The 20,999-nt window shown below is 61.0% G+C and carries 17 protein-coding genes; 9 read left to right on the top strand and 8 right to left on the bottom strand.

The window, feature by feature from the left end; all coding sequences use genetic code 11:
• Positions 1 to 7: 7 nt before the first annotated feature.
• From fadA to J1G37_RS22265, 5 genes are all read left to right on the top strand, one after another.
• Positions 8 to 1,183, top strand: coding sequence for an acetyl-CoA C-acyltransferase FadA (gene fadA / locus J1G37_RS22285; protein WP_026136849.1), 1,176 nt, complete (start codon positions 8 to 10; stop codon positions 1,181 to 1,183).
• Between the two features lie 97 nt (positions 1,184 to 1,280).
• Positions 1,281 to 1,517: a DUF1653 domain-containing protein gene (locus J1G37_RS22280; RefSeq protein ID WP_207045405.1), complete on the top strand. Its 237-nt coding sequence runs from the start codon at positions 1,281 to 1,283 to the stop codon at positions 1,515 to 1,517.
• Positions 1,518 to 1,631: 114 nt separating this feature from the next.
• A complete protein-coding gene (topA, locus tag J1G37_RS22275; RefSeq protein WP_017737335.1) occupies positions 1,632 to 4,253 on the top strand; it encodes a type I DNA topoisomerase in 2,622 nt (873 codons plus the stop codon).
• Positions 4,254 to 4,380: 127 nt separating this feature from the next.
• Positions 4,381 to 4,902, top strand: coding sequence for a DUF6586 family protein (locus J1G37_RS22270; protein ID WP_207045403.1), 522 nt, complete (start codon positions 4,381 to 4,383; stop codon positions 4,900 to 4,902).
• Positions 4,903 to 5,032: 130 nt separating this feature from the next.
• Complete coding sequence (locus J1G37_RS22265; protein ID WP_026136850.1) at positions 5,033 to 5,266, top strand: hypothetical protein; 234 nt, start codon at positions 5,033 to 5,035, stop codon at positions 5,264 to 5,266.
• A gap of 119 nt (positions 5,267 to 5,385) precedes the next feature.
• Here the strand turns inward: J1G37_RS22265 and sulA are convergent, their stop codons facing one another.
• On the bottom strand, positions 5,386 to 5,862 hold the full coding sequence (gene sulA, locus J1G37_RS22260) for an SOS-induced cell division inhibitor SulA (RefSeq protein ID WP_207045401.1): 477 nt from the start codon (positions 5,860 to 5,862) through the stop codon (positions 5,386 to 5,388).
• Between the two features lie 10 nt (positions 5,863 to 5,872).
• A complete protein-coding gene (lexA, locus tag J1G37_RS22255) occupies positions 5,873 to 6,481 on the bottom strand; it encodes a transcriptional repressor LexA (RefSeq protein WP_003172575.1) in 609 nt (202 codons plus the stop codon).
• A gap of 263 nt (positions 6,482 to 6,744) precedes the next feature.
• On the opposite strand from lexA, the gene J1G37_RS22250 reads away from it, so the two are divergent.
• Both J1G37_RS22250 and nagZ read left to right on the top strand, forming a co-directional pair.
• Positions 6,745 to 7,452, top strand: coding sequence for a TetR/AcrR family transcriptional regulator (locus J1G37_RS22250; protein WP_124528036.1), 708 nt, complete (start codon positions 6,745 to 6,747; stop codon positions 7,450 to 7,452).
• Between the two features lie 145 nt (positions 7,453 to 7,597).
• Positions 7,598 to 8,608 carry a beta-N-acetylhexosaminidase gene (gene nagZ, locus J1G37_RS22245; protein ID WP_207045398.1) on the top strand — a complete coding sequence of 337 codons (1,011 nt, stop codon included), beginning with the start codon at positions 7,598 to 7,600 and terminating at the stop codon, positions 8,606 to 8,608.
• Positions 8,609 to 8,719: 111 nt separating this feature from the next.
• Here nagZ and J1G37_RS22240 read toward each other — a convergent pair whose 3' ends face one another.
• The 3 genes from J1G37_RS22240 to mfd are packed head-to-tail and all read right to left on the bottom strand — an operon-like array spanning position 8,720 to position 15,450.
• Positions 8,720 to 11,410: a DEAD/DEAH box helicase gene (locus J1G37_RS22240; protein ID WP_207045396.1), complete on the bottom strand. Its 2,691-nt coding sequence runs from the start codon at positions 11,408 to 11,410 to the stop codon at positions 8,720 to 8,722.
• Between the two features lie 9 nt (positions 11,411 to 11,419).
• Positions 11,420 to 11,989 carry a CsiV family protein gene (locus J1G37_RS22235; protein ID WP_207045394.1) on the bottom strand — a complete coding sequence of 190 codons (570 nt, stop codon included), beginning with the start codon at positions 11,987 to 11,989 and terminating at the stop codon, positions 11,420 to 11,422.
• Positions 11,990 to 12,000: 11 nt separating this feature from the next.
• Positions 12,001 to 15,450 (bottom strand): transcription-repair coupling factor, encoded by a 3,450-nt coding sequence (gene mfd / locus J1G37_RS22230; RefSeq protein ID WP_124528040.1) that lies wholly within the window; start codon positions 15,448 to 15,450, stop codon positions 12,001 to 12,003.
• Between the two features lie 340 nt (positions 15,451 to 15,790).
• On the opposite strand from mfd, the gene J1G37_RS22225 reads away from it, so the two are divergent.
• Positions 15,791 to 17,254, top strand: a complete 1,464-nt coding sequence (locus J1G37_RS22225; RefSeq protein ID WP_207045392.1) for a glyceraldehyde-3-phosphate dehydrogenase — start codon at positions 15,791 to 15,793, stop codon at positions 17,252 to 17,254.
• Between the two features lie 174 nt (positions 17,255 to 17,428).
• Here J1G37_RS22225 and J1G37_RS22220 read toward each other — a convergent pair whose 3' ends face one another.
• Positions 17,429 to 17,950 (bottom strand): chalcone isomerase family protein, encoded by a 522-nt coding sequence (locus J1G37_RS22220; RefSeq protein ID WP_207045390.1) that lies wholly within the window; start codon positions 17,948 to 17,950, stop codon positions 17,429 to 17,431.
• A 234-nt stretch (positions 17,951 to 18,184) separates the two neighbouring features.
• On the opposite strand from J1G37_RS22220, the gene sthA reads away from it, so the two are divergent.
• Positions 18,185 to 19,579 (top strand): Si-specific NAD(P)(+) transhydrogenase, encoded by a 1,395-nt coding sequence (gene sthA, locus J1G37_RS22215; RefSeq protein WP_017737346.1) that lies wholly within the window; start codon positions 18,185 to 18,187, stop codon positions 19,577 to 19,579.
• A 42-nt stretch (positions 19,580 to 19,621) separates the two neighbouring features.
• Here sthA and J1G37_RS22210 read toward each other — a convergent pair whose 3' ends face one another.
• Positions 19,622 to 20,344, bottom strand: coding sequence for a glycerophosphodiester phosphodiesterase (locus J1G37_RS22210; RefSeq protein WP_207045387.1), 723 nt, complete (start codon positions 20,342 to 20,344; stop codon positions 19,622 to 19,624).
• Between the two features lie 43 nt (positions 20,345 to 20,387).
• Positions 20,388 to 20,972 carry a PilZ domain-containing protein gene (locus J1G37_RS22205; RefSeq protein ID WP_207045385.1) on the bottom strand — a complete coding sequence of 195 codons (585 nt, stop codon included), beginning with the start codon at positions 20,970 to 20,972 and terminating at the stop codon, positions 20,388 to 20,390.
• Positions 20,973 to 20,999 lie beyond the last annotated feature (27 nt).

Genomic DNA, 20,999 nt, shown 5'->3' with positions numbered 1-20,999 from the left:
ACTATTTATGAGCTTGAATCCAAGAGACGTCGTGATTGTGGACTTCGGTCGCACTCCGATGGGCCGCTCCAAGGGCGGCATGCACCGCAACACCCGCGCCGAAGACATGTCGGCGCACCTGATCAGCAAATTGCTGGAACGCAACGTCAAGGTCGATCCGAACGAAGTCGAGGACGTGATCTGGGGTTGCGTCAACCAGACCCTGGAGCAGGGCTGGAACATCGCGCGCATGGCGTCGCTGATGACCCAGATCCCGCACACCGCTGCCGGCCAGACCGTCAGCCGCCTGTGTGGCTCGTCGATGAGCGCGCTGCACACCGCTGCGCAAGCGATCATGACCGGCAACGGTGATGTGTTCGTGGTCGGCGGCGTGGAGCACATGGGCCACGTCAGCATGATGCACGGCGTCGATCCTAACCCGCACATGTCACTGTACGCGGCGAAAGCCTCGGGCATGATGGGCCTGACGGCGGAAATGCTCGGCAAGATGCACGGCATCACCCGCGAAGCCCAGGACGCGTTCGGCGTGCGTTCCCACCAGCTCGCCCACAAGGCGACCGTGGAAGGCAAGTTCAAGGATGAGATCATCCCGATGAACGGCTACGACGAGAACGGTTTCCTGAAACTGTTCGACTACGACGAAACCATTCGCCCGGACACCACCCTGGAAAGCCTGGCGGCTCTGAAGCCAGCGTTCAATCCAAAGGGCGGCACCGTGACCGCAGGCACTTCGTCGCAAATCACTGATGGTGCTTCGTGCATGATCGTGATGTCGGCGCAGCGTGCCCAGGACCTGGGTATCCAGCCGCTGGCGGTGATCCGTTCGATGGCAGTGGCGGGTGTGGACCCGGCGATCATGGGCTATGGTCCAGTACCGGCCACACAAAAAGCCTTGAAGCGCGCGGGCCTGACCATCTCCGATATCGACTTCTTCGAGCTCAACGAAGCTTTCGCCGCACAGGCCCTGCCAGTGCTGAAAGATTTGAAAGTACTCGACAAGATGAATGAGAAGGTTAACCTGCACGGCGGTGCGATTGCCCTGGGCCACCCATTCGGTTGCTCCGGTGCACGTATCTCCGGCACTTTGCTTAACGTGATGAAGCAAAATGGCGGCAACCTTGGGGTTGCAACCATGTGCATTGGTCTCGGCCAAGGCATTTCCACCGTCTTCGAACGCGTCTAAGCGTTGGGTTGACGGAAGCCGGGGCCCAGTGCCCCGGTTTTTGTTTTTGGGTGGTTTTGTATTTTTTTTTTAACAAATTTTGTAAGAGGGCTAGAGCATGCAAGTCGAACCAGGGCTCTACCAGCATTATAAAGGTCCGCAGTACCGTGTTTTCAGTGTGGCGCGGCACTCCGAGACCGAAGAAGAAGTGGTGTTCTACCAAGCACTGTATGGCGAATACGGCTTTTGGGTGCGCCCTCTGAGCATGTTCCTGGAGACCGTCGAAGTTGACGGCAAGCAGGTCCCGCGCTTTGCTTTGGTGCAGGCCGAAGCCAGTCTTTTTTTAGGGCAATAACGGCAGGTCGCGCAGAATGCTGCGCTTGACCTCACCTTGTTGCCACTATATATAGCGTTGCCGCGACAGGCGCCAACTGCCTCTCACTTCTCGAATTCAGGAATTTTCCGATCCATGGGCAAATCGCTGGTCATTGTGGAATCCCCGGCTAAGGCCAAGACCATCAACAAGTACTTGGGTAACGAGTACGTGGTGAAGTCGAGTATCGGCCATATCCGAGACCTGCCCACCAGCGGTTCGGCTAGCGCCAGCAAGGAGCCTGCCGCCAAGCGCGGCAAGGCCGCTGCGGGCGAAGGTCCGGTGCTCACGCCTAAAGAGAAAGCGCGCAAGCAGCTGGTCTCGCGCATGGGTGTAGACCCGGATCATGGCTGGAAGGCCAAGTACGAAATCCTTCCGGGCAAGGAAAAGGTCATCGAAGAGCTGCGCCGGCTCGCCAAAGATGCCGACACCATCTATCTCGCAACGGACTTGGACCGCGAAGGGGAAGCCATTGCCTGGCACCTGCGGGAAGCCATCGGCGGTGATGACAGCCGCTACAAGCGTGTGGTGTTCAACGAAATCACCAAGAAAGCCATCCAGGAAGCCTTCTCCAAGCCGGGCGAGCTGGACATCGACCGCGTCAACGCCCAACAGGCCCGGCGTTTCCTCGACCGCGTCGTGGGCTACATGGTCTCGCCGCTGCTGTGGGCGAAGATCGCCCGTGGCTTGTCCGCTGGCCGTGTGCAATCGGTGGCGGTGAAGCTGGTGGTGGAGCGTGAGCGCGAAATCCGTGCGTTCATCCCTGAAGAATATTGGGAAGTCCACGCCGACCTCGGCACCGCCAAGGGCGCCAACGTGCGCTTCGAAGTGGCGCGCGAGAAAGGCGAGGCGTTCAAGCCGCTGAACGAAGCCCAGGCCATGGCCGCGCTGGAGAAGCTCAAGTCTTCCAGCTACAGCATCGTCAAGCGTGAAGACAAACCGACCAGCAGCAAGCCGTCGGCGCCGTTCATCACGTCCACCCTGCAACAGGCCGCGAGCAACCGCCTGGGCTTCGGTGTGAAGAAAACCATGATGATGGCCCAGCGCTTGTACGAAGCCGGCTACATCACGTATATGCGTACGGACTCCACCAACCTGTCGCAAGACGCGGTGGCGATGGCGCGTACGTATATTGAAGGCGAGTTCGGCAAGAAGTACCTGCCGGAGAACCCGAACGTCTACAGCAGCAAGGAAGGCGCACAAGAGGCTCACGAAGCGATTCGTCCTTCTGACGCCAACACCACGCCAGCCAAGCTGACCGGCATGGAGCGCGACGCTGAGCGCCTCTACGAGCTGATTTGGCGCCAATTCCTGGCCTGCCAGATGCTGCCGGCGCAATACCTGTCCACTACCGTGACGGTGGCCGCTTCTGATTTCGAGCTGCGCGCCAAGGGCCGTATCCTCAAGTTCGACGGCTACACCCGCGTGATGCCGCAAATCGCCAAGCCAGGCGACGACGACGTGCTGCCGGACATGGCCCAGGGCGACACGCTGAAACTGATCAAGCTGGATCCGTCCCAGCATTTCACCAAGCCGCCGGCCCGTTACTCGGAAGCCAGCCTGGTGAAAGAGATGGAAAAACGCGGTATCGGTCGTCCTTCGACCTATGCGGCAATCATCTCGACCATTCAGGACCGTGGCTACGTTGCCCTGCATAACCGTCGCTTCTACTCGGAAAAGATGGGCGACATCGTGACCGAGCGCCTGTCCGAGAGCTTCTCCAACCTGATGGACTACGGCTTCACCGCCGGCATGGAAGAGAACCTCGATGACGTGGCCCAGGGCGAGCGCGACTGGAAGAGCGTGCTGGACGAGTTCTACGGCGACTTCAAGAAGAAGCTCGAAGTGGCCGAAAGCCCAGAGCACGGCATGCGCGCCAACCAGCCGGTGATGACGGACATCCCGTGCCTGACGTGCGGCCGCCCGATGCAGATCCGTACCGCCTCCACTGGCGTGTTCCTTGGTTGCTCGGGCTACAGCCTGCCGCCGAAAGAGCGCTGCAAGGCCACGGTCAACCTGGTGCCGGGCGATGAAATCGCGGCTGACGACGAGGGTGAATCCGAGTCGCTGGTATTGCGTGGCAAGCACCGCTGCCCGATCTGCAGCACGGCGATGGACGCCTACCTGCTGGACGAGAAGCACAAGCTGCACATCTGCGGTAACAATCCGGATTGCAACGGCTACGAGATTGAAGAGGGCACCTACCGCATCAAGGGCTACGAAGGTCCGAGCCTGGAATGCGACAAGTGCGGCAGCGAGATGCAGCTCAAGACCGGCCGCTTCGGCAAGTTCTTCGGTTGCACCAACGCGACCTGCAAGAACACCCGCAAGCTGCTGAAAAGCGGTGATGCGGCGCCGCCGAAGATGGACCCGGTGAAGATGCCGGAGCTCAAGTGCGAGAAGGTCAACGATACCTATATCTTGCGTGACGGTGCTTCGGGCCTGTTCCTGGCCGCGAGCCAGTTCCCGAAAAACCGCGAGACCCGTGCGCCGTTGGTCATGGAGATCGTGCCGCACAAGGATGAGATCGATCCTAAGTACCACTTCCTGTGTGAAGCGCCGAAGAAGGACCCGGATGGTCGCCCAGCCGTGATCCGCTACAGCCGCAAGACCAAGGAGCAGTACGTGCAGACCGAAGTGGACGGCAAGCCAACTGGCTGGAAAGCGTTCTACGACGGCGGCAAGTGGAAGGTCGAGGACAAGCGCCAGGGCGCTTGATCGGCTAAGCTGCACCTACAAAGGCCGCCTGCAAGGGCGGCCTTTTTTTACGCTTGCAGTGCGCTTGGATGATCCTTGACACTGTTGGGCCAGCATCACGCCTCTTTTCGTTGTGGAGACTGCCGTTATGGCCAACGAACTCTATACCCGTACCAATCAGAAAATTTACTTCGCGGGTTTGTCCCTGGAAGCCCTTGGCCGCGCCGAGGAAGGGAAGGAGATGAATGCCATCGCGTTGGTCCAGGCGGGGCGTGAAGCGGCGTTGTTCCACCTCTACGGTGCGTTGCTGGGTTTGTGCCATGAAATCGCCGGGTTCTATCGCTTGCCCCAGGCTGGTTCGCCGCGTGCAGAAATGATCATGAATCGTGACGTGCTGGACACAATGGCGATTCCTGAGCTTGCTGAGTTGGTAGAGATGGCCCAGAGCCCCGACAGTTGGGTTGCGCGCTTGCTTAAGGCCCATGCCGATATGTTTCAGCCGCCACGTGTTCCCCATGTGCCCAAGGGTGATGTGACCCAGCCATTGATCGTGGCGGTGGCGCTGGAAGAAGACGAGCCCAAGCCTCTGAGCCGGGAAGAGCTTGAAAACTGGCGTCAGGAGCTGAAGAAAATGGCGCTGCGTTTTCGTGAAGGCTTGAACGAGTGCTAATGCATCCCCACTTATTCTATAAGCAGCGCAAAGCACCATTCATCATGCTGTAAAGAAACCTCTTCAGATCCTCAGCGGGGCCGGGTGGATGACTGATATAATCCCGGCCTTTCGTGGAGAACTGACTTTTATGCCAACGTCCTTTCTGGAAATTGTTGAACTGCCTGACGGCCGAATCGAGCTGCGCCGGGCTGAGGACGAGGGTTCTCTGGTGACTTTGGACTTTTCCGAGGACGCCAAGGCGTTCCTGCAAGGCCAGCACGTGGAAGTGGCAAAAGCCATGTTGAGCGTGGGTGTGCAGATGGCAGGCCGCCTGGCGGAAGGCGAGCCGGAGAAGGATGATGGGCCGCGGGTGCTCCACTGAGTCCGTTGGTCCATTTTTGGCTGTTTGTTGCAGATCGGCTTCTCAGTCCTGAAGAAGCCTCGTGTCCATCGCGGGCACTGACATCCGTCAGCTAGCCGCGAGTCTGACACTGCTAGCGTTTATCCCAATCGAATATTCAAGCTTTGTGCATCGCCCGTACGTGCAGCACTGATCAGTTGCTGCTTGGCACTTGCATTCAACGGATTCAACCAACTCACCACCGTATGGCTACGGCCCAGGCGCAACGCTTCGCAGGTCAACTGCTGCGCACTTTGCGCGCCGCGCGGTTGCAGCAGCAAGATGCGCTCACGGTTGAGGCCGGCGTCCCGCAGCCAGGCCTGGGTCAGGCTGGCGGGCGGGGCGATCAGCGTCAGCCAGCGGGCGTCGTCCTGTTCTTCGCTCAGTTCGCGCAGGATTGGCGCCAGCAGGCTCAGGCAGCTCCCGGCCGCACCGCGCAACGACAATTCACTGAACGCCTCGGGCTCGGCGCACCAGGGCGCCTCGACCGTTTCCTTGAGGATAGGCGCAAGGGGTTGGGCCATAAAGGCCTCGAACAGCGACAGTTGTGTGTGTTGCGGGGTGTGCACGAGCTGCATGATGCCTCCTTTAGCGGCGAATGACGCCGACGCTCAAGCCTTCGATCACCAGGTCCTGATCTTTCAGGTTCACTTCAATCGGGGCGAACTCAGGGTTCTCGGCCAGGAGCCAGACCTTGCTGCCTTCGCGCTTGAAGCGTTTGACGGTGACTTCATCGCCGATACGGGCGACGACGATCTGGCCATTACGGGCTTCACGGGTAGTGTGGACGGCCAGCAGGTCGCCATCGAAGATGCCCACGTCCTTCATGCTCATGCCATGGACGCGCAACAGATAGTCGGCGCGAGGATGGAAGAAGGTCGGGTTGATGTTGCAGGATTCCTCGACGTGCTGCTGCGCCAGGATCGGCGCACCGGCGGCGACGCGACCAATGATCGGCAGGGTCGATTCGTCGGCCTTGGCTTCGAAGCCAGGGATGCGAATGCCCCGTGAGGCACCTGGGGTCATCTCGATCGCGCCTTTGCGAGCGAGGGCCTTGAGGTGTTCTTCGGCGGCGTTGGGGGACTTGAACCCCAGTTCCAGCGCAATTTCCGCTCGTGTCGGCGGGTAGCCGTTGTCATCGAGGCAGCGCTTGATAAAAGCCAGAATCTCAGCTTGGCGTGGCGTCAGTTTTAGCATGTTGATCGCTCTGTCTTTTTATACAGTGACTGGGATTATATACAGTGAACTGCGCTTGGCAATCATCCTTTTCTGCCACTCCGCTGGACGGTCATTCGTCACTCCTCCTACAAGCCGGAGATAGCGCTGCCTACAGACCGGGAAGGATGTGATTAAATAGCGATGAAATAGATGACTGCCCGGCCGGAAAACGGCCCCTCAGGGTTGACAAGACACAACCTGAAACGTATGTTTCAAACAAGTGTTTGTCAGGCGGAGTAGCCATGGCCCAGTCGGAAACCGTTGAACGCATTCTCGATGCTGCCGAGCAATTGTTCGCGGAAAAAGGATTTGCTGAAACTTCATTGCGGCTGATCACCAGCAAGGCCGGGGTCAACCTCGCCGCCGTGAACTACCATTTCGGCTCGAAGAAAGCCCTGATCCAGGCGGTGTTCTCGCGCTTTCTGGGGCCATTCTGCGCCAGTCTCGACCGCGAGTTGGAGCGCCGCCAGACCAAGCCTGAAAACAAGCCAAGCCTGGAAGACCTGTTGGAGATCCTCGTCGAGCAAGCGCTGGTGGTACAACCGCGCAGCGGCAACGACCTGTCGATCTTCATGCGTTTGCTGGGTTTGGCGTTCAGCCAGAGCCAGGGTCACTTGCGCCGTTACCTGGAAGACATGTACGGCAAGGTTTTCCGTCGCTATATGTTGCTGGTCAATGAGGCGGCCCCACGTATTCCCCCCATCGAGCTGTTCTGGCGCGTGCATTTCATGCTTGGCGCGGCCGCGTTCAGCATGTCCGGGATCAAGGCCCTGCGCGCCATTGCCGAGACCGACTTCGGGGTGAACACCTCCATCGAGCAGGTCATGCGCCTGATGGTGCCGTTCCTCGCCGCCGGCATGCGTGCCGAATCCGGGGTGACCGACCAGGCCATGGCGGCCGCGCAATTGCGCCCGCGTAGCAAATCCACGCCGGCAGTCGCCAAGGTTTGACCCGCCCGGGTGTGCGCGGCCGCTTGCATCCGCTAAGCTAGCCGCCCATGCCGAATTCAGCTATTTACTCGCAACCCGCCGTGCTCACCCTGCTCATCGCATCGGGTGAGTGCAGCGGGTTGTGTGCGTTATTTAAGGAAGGTTTATGACTGCTGCCCTGCAAGGTTCTTTGATGGTTGACGTGGCCGGCACCTGGCTGACGGCCGAGGATCGCCACCTGTTGCGCCAGCCTGAAGTGGGTGGCCTGATCATTTTTGCGCGCAATATCGAGCATCCGCGCCAGGTACGGGAATTGAGCGCGGCGATTCGCGCCGTGCGCCCGGACCTGCTGCTGGCCGTCGATCAGGAGGGCGGTCGTGTGCAGCGCCTGCGCCAAGGCTTTGTGCGTCTGCCGGCCATGCGTGCGTTGGCGGATAACCCCAACGCCGAATACCTGGCCGAACAGTGCGGCTGGATCATGGCTACTGAAGTGCTGGCCGTGGGTCTCGACCTGAGCTTCGCCCCGGTACTGGACCTGGATTACCAGCGCAGCGCCGTGGTCGGCACCCGTTCCTTCGAAGGCGACCCCGAGCGCGCTGCCGTGCTCGCCGGGGCCTTTATCCGTGGCATGAACAGCGCCGGCATGGCCGCCACCGGTAAACATTTCCCGGGGCACGGTTGGGCTGAGGCCGATTCCCACGTTGCCATTCCCAATGATGAACGCAGCCTGGAACAGATTCGCGCCAATGACCTGGTGCCTTTCGCACGCCTGAGCCAGCAGTTGGCGGCAGTCATGCCGGCCCATGTGATCTACCCGCAAGTCGATTCCCAGCCCGCAGGCTTTTCGCGCCGCTGGTTGCAAGACATCCTGCGCGGCGAGTTGCAGTTTGATGGGGTGATTTTCAGCGATGACCTGTCCATGGCGGGGGCCCATGTGGTCGGTGATGCGGCCAGTCGGATCGAGGCTGCGCTGACTGCGGGTTGCGATATGGGGTTGGTGTGTAACGATCGTGCGGCGGCGGAGTTGGCATTGACGGCCGCCCAGCGGATGAAAGTGACGCCGTCGGCGCGGATTGCGCGGATGCGTGGGCAGGCGATGGCTTCGACGGATTACAAGCAAGACCCGCGTTGGTTGGCGGCGCTGACAGCGTTGCGGGATGCGCAGTTGATTGACTGAAAACCGCGGTGCGGCCATCGCAGGCAAGCCAGCTCCCACACTTGACCGAGTTCCAACTTTGGAATGCAGTCAAATGTGGGAGCTGGCTTGCCTGCGATAGCGGTTCAACAGTCAGCGCTTCTCTTGCTTATTCGGCAACGGCGCAAACAGCGCTTCAATATCCTCATTACCCAACTGCCAATCCCCCGTCGTACGCCCATCCAGCACGCCCGCCGCCAAGTCGGACTTTTCCTTCTGCAGATGCTGGATTTTCTCCTCCACCGTGCCCCGCGCAATCATCTTGTAGACGAACACCGGCTTCTCCTGACCGATGCGATACGCACGGTCAGTCGCCTGGTTTTCCGTAGCGGGGTTCCACCAGGGGTCGTAGTGGATCACCGTGTCGGCTTCGGTCAGGTTCAGGCCCACGCCGCCGGCCTTCAGGCTGATCAGGAAAATCTGCAGCTTGCCGCTCTGGAAGTCCTTCACCGGCGTGCGCCGATCGCGGGTCTGGCCGGTCAGTAGGGCATAGGCAACGCCGCGTTTTTTCAGCTCGGCTTCGATCAGGCTGAGCATCGAGGTGAATTGCGAAAACAGCAAGATCCGCCGCCCCTCGGCAAACAGTTCTTCGAGCATTTCCATCAGGCTGTCGAGCTTGCCCGAGCTGCTGCCGCGGGCGGGCAGGGCGGCGTCGTTGACCAGGCGCAGGTCGCAGCAGACCTGGCGCAACTTCAACAGCGCTTCAAGAATGATGATCTGGCTGCGCGCCACACCCTTGCGAGTGATTTCGTCGCGCACCTTCTTGTCCATGGCCAGGCGCATGGTTTCGTATACGTCGCGCTGGGCTTCGTTGAGATCGACCCAATGGATGATCTCGGTCTTGGGCGGCAACTCCGTGGCCACTTGTTCTTTGGTGCGGCGCAGCAGGAAGGGTTTGATCCTACCGTTGAGGTGTTGCAATCGCACCTCACTGGCACGCTTTTCGATGGGCACGCGGTAATCGCGGTTGAAGCTCTTCACATCACCCAGCCAGCCGGGCAGCAGGAAGTGGAACAGCGACCACAGTTCGCCCAGGTGGTTTTCCAGCGGTGTACCGCTCAGGCACAGGCGCTGCCGCGCATTCAGCTCGCGCGCGGCCTGGGCAGCCTTGCTGTTGGGGTTCTTGATGTATTGGGCTTCATCGAGTATCAGCACATGCAGCGGCTGGGCGGCGAGCAGTTCGATGTCCTTGGGGAGCAGGGCGTAGGTGGTCAGCAGCAGGTCGTAGTCCTGCAAGTTCTTGAAGTGTTTCTTACGCCCTGCGCCGTAGAGGGCCACGACCTTGAGTTGCGGGGTGAAGTGCGCCGCTTCATCGAGCCAATTGGGGATCAGGCTGGTGGGCATCACCACCATGCACGGGCGGTCCAGGCGACCGGCGTTTTTCTCCGTGAGAATGTGCGCCAGGGTTTGCAGGGTTTTGCCCAGGCCCATGTCGTCCGCAAGAATGCCGCCCACATCCAGCTGGCGCAGCGACTGCATCCAGCTCAAGCCTTCCAGCTGGTACGGACGCAGGGTGGCATTCAGTCCCTCGGGTGCCACGCAGGTGAAGTCCTTGATGTCCCGCAGGCGCTGGGCGAAGTTGCGGATTTTTTCGCCGCCCTCCCATTGCAGGGGCAGGTCTTCCAGCGGGTTCAAGCGAATGGCATCGGCCTTGGCCAGGCGCAAGGTGGTGGTGCCGGCTTCCTGTAGGTAAAACTCGCCGAGCGTCGCCAGTACGGGCTTCAATCGGCCGTAGGGCAGCGCCACTTGCAACGGGCCATGGCCGTTGGGCAGGCCGGGGATATTCACCAGGATCAGCTCATCATCACGCCGCCGGGCGAGCTTCTCCGGGTTGAGGATCTCGGTGTGGGAGCGCATCAGGTTCAACAGGATCGGCAGCAGGCTAAGGCGCTCGCCGTTGACGATGATCCCCAGTTCCAGGTCGAACCAATCGCGCTCCGGCCCCTCGTCGACGGTGGCGTACCAGTCATCCACGGCGCTCAGGTCGAAGCCGAAATCATCATCGATCAGCAGCTCCCAACCCTCGGCGCGCAAGGTGGGCGACACGTTCAGGGTGAAGTTCAGCCAGGCGCTGTCATTGACCATCTCGAACAGCTCGCCGGCGCTCTCCGGTAGGGCTTTGCTCTGGCGTGTGGCGATCTTGAAACCGAGCAAGCGCAGTTGCTCGCGATAGGGTTGTTCCAGTTCGGGATGGCGCTTGATCCGCAGGCTCTGGGTGTCCTGGCGGACGATGATGTCGGCGTTTTTCTGCCCGCTGACATAGTTGCCCAGGTAGTTGAACGACAGCGCCGCACGGTGCTGGATATACCGCTGCATCTTGCCGTTGCGCGGTTCAAACGCGCTGAACTCGACACTGGCCAGCCACAGGCGCGGCACCGGTGGCACGTCCTCCATGACCACTTGCGGCAGCACCACGCGGTTGTCCAGCACGGCCTGGAGCTTTTCCAGCAGCTCGGCATCCTGGGCGGCGGCCGGGTAGGCCAGGGTTTCCTGGACCTTGAGCAGCACGGCGGCGATGTGTTTGCAGTTGCTATGCACCGGGCAGGTGCAGCGGCTGTCGACGAGGATCAGCGTGCCCTTGGCCGATTCGCGCAGCGAGATAGTCTGCCGGTAGACGTTGCCGCCCGAGCCTTCGCAACTGGCGACGATGGTGCTGTCGCCGCACTCGACGATGCGCACGCGGTTCTCCAGGGCATAACGGCGCCCGCGCTCCAGGCTCTGCTCTTTAAAGCGATTGGCCCACGACGGGGCCAGGGGTTTGGTCAACTGCGACGTCAGGGGCATGGCGCGTGATCAGTCCTGAACGTCGGGCGGTGGTGCACTGGGCGGCTTGGCGGTCAGCGAGGTGATCTTGATCAGCAGCGCCAGGTGGCCGCCGTCCAGGTAGTTGAGTTGGTTGTTCTTGGTGCGCACGTCCGTCTGGCTCAGGTGTTCGCTGGCGATCACGCTGCCGTTGCTGTCGAACGTGTTGATCCAGAAGTTCGCGTCGATGTCGGTGAAACGGCCCAGTTGCAGGTTGAGCACACCCTCGATAGGGAACTGGCCGAACTGTTCCTGGCCATCGGTGATGGCGATTTTCACCGGTTGCTCGCCGAGGTTTTGCTCCCAGGCTTTGTGCGCCAGCACGGTGTAGCTGTTATCGGCGCTGAGCTTGTCGACGATATTGTTCAGGCGTGGCGGGCTCAGTTTGTCGGAATCCAGGCGCATAGCCCCGGCATCCCAGTTTTCCGGGGCGGGGCGGCTGTTGATGACCGGCTCGGCGTTCTGGCGCACCAGGATCATTTCCACCTGGTACGGGCTGTCGGCGAATGCCGACGGGGCCACGACCACCAACAACAGGCTCAGGATGCGGAACAGGCGCATGATGGCGTCCTTCAAACAGATTTCGGGATGAGGCGCTCAAACAACGCCTCCAATGTATTAAAGCGTTCTTCGGCGCGTTCCATCGGCACCATGAACTTGAACAGCGTAGCCCCTTCGAACTTGTAGCGGTTGGGCTGGCCCTGGATCAGCTTGATCAGTACCAGCGGGTCCACCGGCGTCTGCGCTTCAAACTCGATGCGCCCGCCTTGCGGCCCGGCATCGACTTTTTTGATGCCCAGCTGCTCGGCCTGCAATTTCAGCAGGGTCAGGCGCACCAGGTTCTTGGTCGGTTCCGGCAGCAGGCCGAAGCGGTCGATCATCTCCACTTGCAGGTCCTTGAGGCCTTCTTCGTCGGTGGCCGAGGCGATGCGCTTGTACAGGATCAGCCGCGCGTGCACGTCGGGCAGGTAGTCTTCGGGGATCAATGCCGGCAATCGCAGGTTGATTTCCGGGCCGCCGCCCAGCGGTTGATCGAGGTTCGGCTGTTCGCCCTTGCGGATGGCTTTCACCGCCCGCTCGAGCATCTCCATATAAAGGGTGAAGCCTACCGCTTGGATCTGCCCGCTCTGGCCGTCGCCCAGCAGCTCGCCGGCGCCACGGATTTCCAGGTCGTTGGTGGCCAGCACAAAACCGGCGCCCAGGTCCTGGGTGTTGGCGATGGCTTCCAGGCGCTTTTCGGCGTCGGAAGTGATCTGTTGGCGCGGCGGCGTGAGCAAATAGGCATACGCCTGGTGGTGACTGCGCCCGACCCGGCCACGCAGCTGGTGCAGCTGCGCCAGGCCGAACTTGTCGGCGCGCTCGATGATAATGGTGTTGGCGCTCGGCACGTCGATGCCGGTCTCGATGATGGTCGAGGCGATCAGCACGTTGAAGCGCTTGTGGTAGAAGTCGCTCATCACTTGTTCGAGTTCGCGCTCGCGCATCTGCCCGTGGCCGATGGCGATACGCGCCTCCGGCACCAGCTCGGCGAGGTCGGCGGCGCATTTCTCGATGGTCTTCACGTCGTTGTGCAGGTAATACACCTGCCCGCCGCGCAGCAGTTCACGCAACAGCGCTTCCTTGACCGTGCTTTTGTTCTGCTCCATCACGAAGGTGCGCACCGACAAACGACGCGCCGGTGGGGTGGCAATGATCGACAGGTCGCGCATGCCCGACACCGCCATGTTCAGCGTGCGCGGAATCGGCGTGGCGGTGAGGGTGAGGATATCGACTTCACTGCGCAGGGCCTTGAGTTGCTCCTTCTGACGCACGCCGAAACGGTGTTCTTCGTCGATGATCACCAGGCCCAGGTTCTTGATCTTCACGTCGTCCGACAGCAGCTTGTGGGTGCCGATCACGATGTCGATCTTGCCTTCGGCCAAATCGGCGATGGCGGCATTCACTTCCTTGGCTGATTTGAAGCGGCTCATCACTTCCACGGTCACCGGCCAGTCGGCAAAGCGGTCGCGGAAGCTGTTGTAGTGCTGCTGGGCGAGCAGGGTGGTGGGCACCAGGATCGCCACTTGGCGGCCGCCGTGTACGGCAATGAAGGCGGCGCGCATGGCCACTTCGGTCTTGCCGAAACCCACGTCGCCACACACCAGGCGGTCCATCGGCTTGGGCGCGAGCATGTCGGCGCGTACTGCTTCGATGGTGGTTTGCTGGTCTGGGGTTTCTTCGAAGGGGAAGCCGGCGCTAAAGGTGGCGTAGTCGGCTTTCGGGTCGGCGAAGGCATAACCTTCACGCGCCGCGCGGCGCGCATAGATGTCGAGCAGTTCGGCGGCAACGTCGCGCACTTGCTCGGCGGCCTTGCGCTTGGCTTTCTGCCAGGTCTCGGAACCCAGGCGGTGCAACGGCGCCAGGGCGTCGTCGCTGCCGGTGTAGCGGGCGATCAGGTGCAGGCTGGCCACCGGCACGTAGAGCTTGGCGCCCTCGGCGTATTCCATGGTGAGGAATTCGGCGGCCTGGTTGTCGATCTCCAGGGTCTGCAGGCCGAGGTAGCGGCCCACGCCATGGTCGATGTGCACCACCGGCGCACCTTCGCGCAGTTCGGTGAGGTTCTTGATCACCGCGTCGTTGTTGGCGTCGGCGCGTTTTTCCCGGCGGCGGCGCTGCATCACGCGTTGGCCGAACAGCGGGCTCTCGGCGATCAGTGCCAGCGCCGGGTCATCCAGCAGCAAACCTTCGTCCAGCGGTGCGATGGTGATCGCCAAGCGGTCTTTGCCTTTGACGAAGTCCGGCCAGCTGTCGACGGTTTTTGGTCGCAACTTCAGGCGTTCCAGCAGCTCCAGCAGCACTTCGCGGCGGCCGGCGGATTCGGCGGTAAACAGCACGCGGCCGGGGAAGTCGCCGAGAAAGTTGGACAGCGCTTCCAGGGGCTGGTTGGCCTTGGCTTCAATCGCCAGGTTGGGCAGTGCTTGCGCGGGGAAGCGCTCGCGGCCACTGCCGGCGTCCACGTCCTGCTGGCTGGCGACCACGCGCGGCCAGCTTTTCAGGCGGGCGAAGCAGTCTTCCACCGGCAGGAACAGCTCAGCGGGCGGCAATAAAGGCCGGGACGGATCGACGCGGCGCTCTTCGTAGCGGTTGCGCACGTCGTTCCAGAAATTTTCTGCCGCTTGCTCGATACCCGGCAGCGAGAACACTTGGGTGTCCTGGGGCAGGTAATCGAACAGGGTGGAGGTTTCGTCGAAGAACAGCGGCAGGTAGTACTCGATACCGGCGGGCGTAATCCCGCTGCTCAAGTCCTGGAAGATCGGGCAGCGACGGAAGTCCACGTCAAAACGTTCACGGAAGCGCGCCTTGAAGCGGGTGACCGCGTCTTTTTGCAGCGGGAATTCCCGTGCGGGCAGCAGCTTGACCGAATCCACTTTGTCGATGGAGCGCTGGTTTTCGGGGTCGAAGGTGCGCAGGGTCTCGATTTCGTCATCGAACAGGTCGATGCGATAGGGCAGTTTGCTGCCCATCGGGAACAAGTCGATCAACGCACCGCGTACCGCGAACTCACCGTGCTCGTACACCGTGTCGACACAGCGGTAGCCGCTGGCTTCCAGGCGTGTGCGCATCTGCTCGACATCGAGCTTCTGGCCGATGTCCAGCACCAGGCTGCTGCCCAGCAGGAACTTGGTCGGCGCCAAGCGATGCAGCGCGGTGGTGATCGGCACCACCAGCACGCCGTGGGCCAGTTCCGGCAGGCGGTAGAGGCTGGCGATGCGCTGGGAGATGATGTCCTGGTGCGGCGAGAACAGGTCGTAGGGCAGGGTTTCCCAGTCGGGAAAATGCAGCACCGGCAAATCGGGGGCGAAGAAGCTCAGCTCCTGCTCCAACCGTTCGGCGCTTTGGCTGTCGGCGGTAAGCAGCAGGGTAAAGCGCTTGGCTGCGCTGGCAGCCTCGGCAATGGCCAGGCTCAGGGCGGCACCGGGCAGGTTGCCCCAGTGCTGTTTGCCTGCCGCAGCAGGGAGAAGCGGTAGACGCAGGACGGGCACGGAAGGTTGAGCTCCAAGCGTTGCGACAAAGTCGGTAATTGTAACGGTGCGAGGCGCCGTCTGTCAGTTGCTGACTGAGCCTATTACGGTTTGTAGGAAATGTAGTGGCTAAGACAAACAATGGTGCGATTTGGCTCAATATGTAGTGCCAAAACCAGCGAGGTTTTCGGAGGGTTACGGACAAGTTGTGCGCTTCGCTCAACTAGTGGCCTTCTGGAACCCGCGTATTTACTGGGCTCCAGCGCGGTGCCTTTTTTTCGCAAGCACTTTTTGTTGCCTGGGGCGCATTGCTCCGAGGCCGGTCGGGCGGCATAATGTAGCCCCTTTTTTCTGCCCCTACATGTGGAAGGTTCCCGTGACTCAGAAGCCCGACCAGTGTCTTGGTGAATGGATCGACCGTGAAGCACTCGCAGAAGCGATGATTCCGCTTATCGGCCAGCTGTACCGCAATAACAATGTGGTGAGCTCGATCTATGGCCGCAGCCTGATCAACCAGTCTGTCATCGCGATTCTCAAAGCCCACCGCTTTGCGCGTCACCGTTCCGCCGACGACAGCGAACTCTCCGTCCACGAAACATTCCCACTGCTCAAAGCCATGAGCGAGCTCAAGCTCGGCGCGGCTTCGGTAGACCTGGGCAAGTTGGCCTATAAATTCCGCAAAGAAGGCGCTGGGCGTACCGCCGAGCAGTTCGTGCGTGAAGAGATGGCCGATGTGGTTGGCCAGCAAAACGCCGGTGGCCGCAAAGGCACTGACGTTGTGCTGTACGGCTTCGGTCGTATCGGCCGTCTGCTGGCGCGCATCCTCATCGAAAAAACCGGTGGCGGCGACGGCCTGCGCCTGCGTGCCATCGTTGTGCGCAAAGGCGCCGACAACGACCTGACCAAACGCGCCAGCCTGCTGCGTCGCGACTCGGTACACGGTCCGTTCAACGGCACCATCGTCATCGACGAAGAAAACAACACCATCACCGCCAACGGTAACCTGATCCAGGTGATCTACGCGAAGAACCCGGCTGAAGTGGACTACACCCAGTACGGCATCAAAGACGCACTGCTGGTGGACAACACCGGCGTATGGCGTGATGCCGAAGGCCTGGGCCAACACTTGGCCTGCCCGGGTATCGACCGCGTTGTCCTGACCGCACCGGGCAAGGGCAAGCTGAAGAATATCGTGCACGGCATCAACCACGGTGAAATCACCGCTGACGACAAGATCGTGTCTGCCGCTTCCTGCACCACCAACGCCATCGTACCGGTGCTGAAAGCTGTGAATGACAAGTTCGGTATCGTCAACGGCCACGTTGAGACGGTTCACTCGTACACCAACGACCAGAACCTGATCGACAACTTCCACAAGGGCGATCGCCGTGGCCGTAGCGCCGCGTTGAACATGGTAATCACCGAGACCGGTGCTGCCACCGCTGCTGCCAAGGCCCTGCCTGAACTGGCTGGCAAGCTGACCGGTAACGCGATCCGCGTGCCGACGCCAAACGTGTCGATGGCTATTCTCAACCTGAACCTTGAGAAAGCCGCCACCCGTGAAGAGATGAACGAGTACCTGCGCTTCATGGCGCTGCACTCCGATCTGCACAAGCAAATCGACTTCGTCAACTCGCAGGAAGTGGTTTCCACCGACTTCGTGGGCTCGCGCCACGCCGGTGTGGTGGACGCCGAGGCGACCATCACCCAGGACAACCGTGTTGTGCTGTACGTGTGGTACGACAACGAGTTCGGCTACAGCTGCCAGGTGGTTCGCGTGATGGAAGACATGGCTGGGGTCAACCCGCCTGCGTTTCCGCGCTAAGCCTTTGCGCTGAATGAAAAAGCCCCGACTGGTTCGGGGCTTTTTTATGCCTGTAGGTTTTGTGGGGGCTGTAAGGGCCTCATCGCAGGCAAGCCAGCTCCCACCTTTGAATGTGTTTACAAATCAAAATGTGGGAGCGGGCTTGCCCGCGATGGCGGCAGCACTGACACACCCTCAATTCAGCAACCCCTCCGACAACCCCTTGGGCGCCAACCAAATCCCCAGGTAAGCCCGCGCCAGCTCATCATCGGGGCTACTGAACACCACCGCCCCATTGATCTCCAGATTCAACCCACGCCCAGGGCGAAAATCCAGCGCATAGCGATCACCCTTCTGGATGTCGCGAAAGCGGGCATGCAATGTTTCTACCTCGGGTTTCAATCGTGCGCTAACCCGTTGGCGCTCCAGTGTCGTATTGGCGGCCTTGATCACATCGCCACGGTCGATATCGCGAAAGTAATACAGCTCCAGGCGCAGGGCCTTTTGCTGCGCCCAGGCGAGCTTGGCGCGCATCTCGGCCGGGGCATACAGCGCTGCCGCGTAGACATCCGCCCAGAGATAGGTCAGCACCACTTGGTTTTTCAAGGCCAGCTCATGGGACTGCGCAGGAAAACCGGCCTGCCTGAGCCGGTCGGTCTCGTTGGCCTGGACCATGACCGACAACATCATCAATAAACAGAAAGCGACATGCCGCATAATGGCCCGTCCTGCAAAGGTGCTTGCTGGCAGTGTAATTGCAATTTCCTTACGCTGTAGTAACGGCAAGACTGGCCTACGACGCGACCAAGGGTTAATGTGCGCGGCGTTGAGCCTTATATAGACTGTGCCCCGGTTCACACACTTGAGCCAAAATGTCCTTCATGACCGCTGGCCGCGGCATGATTTAGCCAGGCGTCCAACCGTACGCCTGGCCTGTTCTGAGGAGTACGCATGGCTGTCTACAACTACGACGTGGTGGTACTGGGTTCCGGCCCGGCTGGAGAAGGTGCGGCGATGAACGCCGCGAAGGCAGGGCGCAAGGTGGCGATGGTCGATAGCCGTCGCCAGGTCGGCGGTAACTGCACCCACCTGGGTACCATCCCGTCCAAGGCCTTGCGTCACTCGGTGCGCCAGATCATGCAGTTCAACACCAACCCGATGTTCCGGGCCATTGGTGAGCCGCGCTGGTTCTCGTTCCCGGACGTGCTGAAAAGCGCCGAGAAAGTCATCTCCAAGCAAGTGGCCTCGCGCACCGGTTACTACGCCCGTAACCGTGTCGACCTGTTCTTCGGCACCGGCAGCTTCGCCGACGAGCAAACCGTCGAAGTGGTCTGCCCCAACGGCGTGGTCGAGAAGCTGGTGGCCAAGCACATCATCATCGCCACCGGTTCGCGCCCGTATCGCCCGGCCGATATCGATTTCCACCATCCGCGTATCTACGATAGCGACACCATCCTCAGCCTGGGCCACACCCCGCGCAAACTGATCATCTACGGCGCCGGCGTGATCGGCTGTGAATACGCCTCGATCTTCAGCGGCCTGGGTGTACTGGTGGAGCTGGTGGACAACCGCGACCAGTTGCTGAGCTTCCTCGACTCGGAAATCTCCCAGGCGTTGAGCTACCACTTCAGCAACAACAACATCACCGTGCGCCATAACGAAGAGTATGAGCGGGTCGAAGGCCTGGACAACGGGGTGATCCTGCACCTCAAGTCCGGCAAGAAGATCAAGGCCGATGCCTTGCTGTGGTGCAACGGCCGTACCGGCAACACCGACAAGCTGGGCATGGAAAACATCGGGGTCAAGGTCAACGGCCGTGGCCAGATCGAGGTGGACGAGAACTACCGCACCTGCGTGCCGAACATCTACGGCGCCGGCGACGTGATCGGCTGGCCGAGCCTGGCCAGTGCGGCGCATGACCAGGGCCGTTCGGCCGCTGGCAGCATCGTCGACAACGGCAGCTGGCGTTATGTGAACGACGTGCCGACCGGGATCTACACCATTCCCGAGATCAGCTCGATCGGCAAGAACGAGCACGAGCTGACCAAGGCCAAGGTGCCTTACGAAGTGGGCAAGGCGTTCTTCAAGAGCATGGCGCGTGCGCAGATCGCCGGCGAGCCGCAAGGCATGCTGAAGATCCTGTTCCACCGGGAAACCCTGGAAGTCCTCGGCGTGCATTGCTTCGGCTACCAGGCGTCGGAGATCGTGCACATCGGCCAGGCCATCATGAACCAGCCGGGCGAGCAAAATACCCTCAAGTACTTTGTGAACACCACGTTCAACTACCCGACCATGGCCGAAGCCTATCGGGTCGCGGCCTACGACGGCCTCAACCGGCTTTTTTGAGCGGCTCCGGCCGGTGGCCTGAGCCGGCCGGGGAGACCGATTTCAGTAATTCTCGAGGGTGGCAGTGGCCAAACCGGGAAAGTCTGTAATCAGGCTATCTACGCCGAAGTCGGCGAGCCTGCGCATCAGCGCAGGTTCGTTGACCGTCCACACGGACACGTGCAGGCCCTGGCGCTGGGCTTTTTCCAGACGCTCAGGGGTGCACAGCGTCCAGTTCAACGCCAGAATCTCACAGCCGTAGTTTTGCGCGACCTTCAGCGGGTCGAGCCAGGCGTATTCGGCCACCAGGCCGCGTGACAGGTCGGGGGTGAGTTCCACCGCCGCTTTCAGCACTTCCCGCGAACTTGACGTGACCGTGACCTTGTCCATCAGGCCGTGGCGCACGGCCATCTCGCGAATCGCCAGCACGGTAGTGGCTGCGCGGGTGCGTGAGGCGCTTTTGACTTCCAGTTGCCAGTGATCGAAGTCGCACTGCTCGAACAACTCTTCCAGGCGTGGGATCGGGCAGGGTTTGACCCAGCCCGGGCCGCCTTTGCGGGCGTCCATCTTCACCAGGTCCGCTGCCGAGTACTCGACGACTTTGCCGCGCCGGTCGGTGGTGCGCTTGAGGGTCGGGTCGTGGATGACCATCAACTCGCCGTCCATCGACAGGTGCAAATCCAGTTCGCAGCGGCGTACGCCGTGCTTGAGGCATTGCTGAAAACTGGTCAGGGTGTTTTCCGGTGCTTCGCCTTTGGCACCGCGGTGGCCGTAAATCAGGGTCACAGTTGCTCCTATGCGCCAGCGTGTCTGGCGGGGTGAATGCTATTCAGGTGTCTTGGGCGTCGCTTTGTTCCCGCGCCAGGCGGCGTTCCTGGGCTTGTTTCTGCAGGATGTAGCGGGCGAGCAGCTGGCGTTGGGCGTCGGTCATGGATTCAAACTCCGTGCCCACGTCAAAGCCAGCGCCCTTGGGATCGCAATGGGTGACCCGCGCGCGCAGCAGCAGGCCGAGTGCCTGGGGCATCAGCACCAGCTTGACCGCCAGGTGTGCGCCGGGGGCGAGGGGGGTAGGGTGCTGGAAGTCGATGCCGCCTTCGGAAATGATCACCGGCTGCGGCGCGCCGACCTCATCCAGCAGGCCGCGCGCCATTATCTGGCTGAGCAGGTCCAGGCGTTTGTTCTGTACGCGGAGGAAGGCGGCGAGGGTGCGATCTTTCTCGCTGAGCTGGCGCAGCAGGTGCTGGGCTTCGAATTCACTCAGGTGCAATTCACTGAGTAAATTGAACAGCGGAGAATCATCCAGCAACACTTCCTTGCTGGCCGCCTCCGGGGCAGACAGGCTTTTGATTTGAAGTGCGATCATGTCGTCGATACGGTAGTATTCGCGGCGCTCTTCTTCATCTAATGTCGACATGGCGAACCCCAGCTAGCGTTAATGGTC

Source organism: Pseudomonas sp. Marseille-Q1929, from assembly GCF_017316265.1.
Taxonomy (GTDB): domain Bacteria; phylum Pseudomonadota; class Gammaproteobacteria; order Pseudomonadales; family Pseudomonadaceae; genus Aquipseudomonas.
This window is presented reverse-complemented; position numbering and strand designations above follow the sequence as displayed.

What these genes read in the sequence shown, in the direction of transcription:
- fadA (WP_026136849.1), top strand. Translation starts at nt 8, where the DNA reads ATGAGCTTGAATCCAAGAGACGTCGTGATTGTGGACTTCGGTCGCACT.
- J1G37_RS22280 (WP_207045405.1), top strand. Translation starts at nt 1,281, where the DNA reads ATGCAAGTCGAACCAGGGCTCTACCAGCATTATAAAGGTCCGCAGTAC.
- topA (WP_017737335.1), top strand. Translation starts at nt 1,632, where the DNA reads ATGGGCAAATCGCTGGTCATTGTGGAATCCCCGGCTAAGGCCAAGACC.
- J1G37_RS22270 (WP_207045403.1), top strand. Translation starts at nt 4,381, where the DNA reads ATGGCCAACGAACTCTATACCCGTACCAATCAGAAAATTTACTTCGCG.
- J1G37_RS22265 (WP_026136850.1), top strand. Translation starts at nt 5,033, where the DNA reads ATGCCAACGTCCTTTCTGGAAATTGTTGAACTGCCTGACGGCCGAATC.
- sulA (WP_207045401.1), bottom strand. Translation starts at nt 5,862, where the DNA reads ATGCAGCTCGTGCACACCCCGCAACACACACAACTGTCGCTGTTCGAG.
- lexA (WP_003172575.1), bottom strand. Translation starts at nt 6,481, where the DNA reads ATGCTAAAACTGACGCCACGCCAAGCTGAGATTCTGGCTTTTATCAAG.
- J1G37_RS22250 (WP_124528036.1), top strand. Translation starts at nt 6,745, where the DNA reads ATGGCCCAGTCGGAAACCGTTGAACGCATTCTCGATGCTGCCGAGCAA.
- nagZ (WP_207045398.1), top strand. Translation starts at nt 7,598, where the DNA reads ATGACTGCTGCCCTGCAAGGTTCTTTGATGGTTGACGTGGCCGGCACC.
- J1G37_RS22240 (WP_207045396.1), bottom strand. Translation starts at nt 11,410, where the DNA reads ATGCCCCTGACGTCGCAGTTGACCAAACCCCTGGCCCCGTCGTGGGCC.
- J1G37_RS22235 (WP_207045394.1), bottom strand. Translation starts at nt 11,989, where the DNA reads ATGCGCCTGTTCCGCATCCTGAGCCTGTTGTTGGTGGTCGTGGCCCCG.
- J1G37_RS22225 (WP_207045392.1), top strand. Translation starts at nt 15,791, where the DNA reads ATGTGGAAGGTTCCCGTGACTCAGAAGCCCGACCAGTGTCTTGGTGAA.
- J1G37_RS22220 (WP_207045390.1), bottom strand. Translation starts at nt 17,950, where the DNA reads ATGCGGCATGTCGCTTTCTGTTTATTGATGATGTTGTCGGTCATGGTC.
- sthA (WP_017737346.1), top strand. Translation starts at nt 18,185, where the DNA reads ATGGCTGTCTACAACTACGACGTGGTGGTACTGGGTTCCGGCCCGGCT.
- J1G37_RS22205 (WP_207045385.1), bottom strand. Translation starts at nt 20,972, where the DNA reads ATGTCGACATTAGATGAAGAAGAGCGCCGCGAATACTACCGTATCGAC.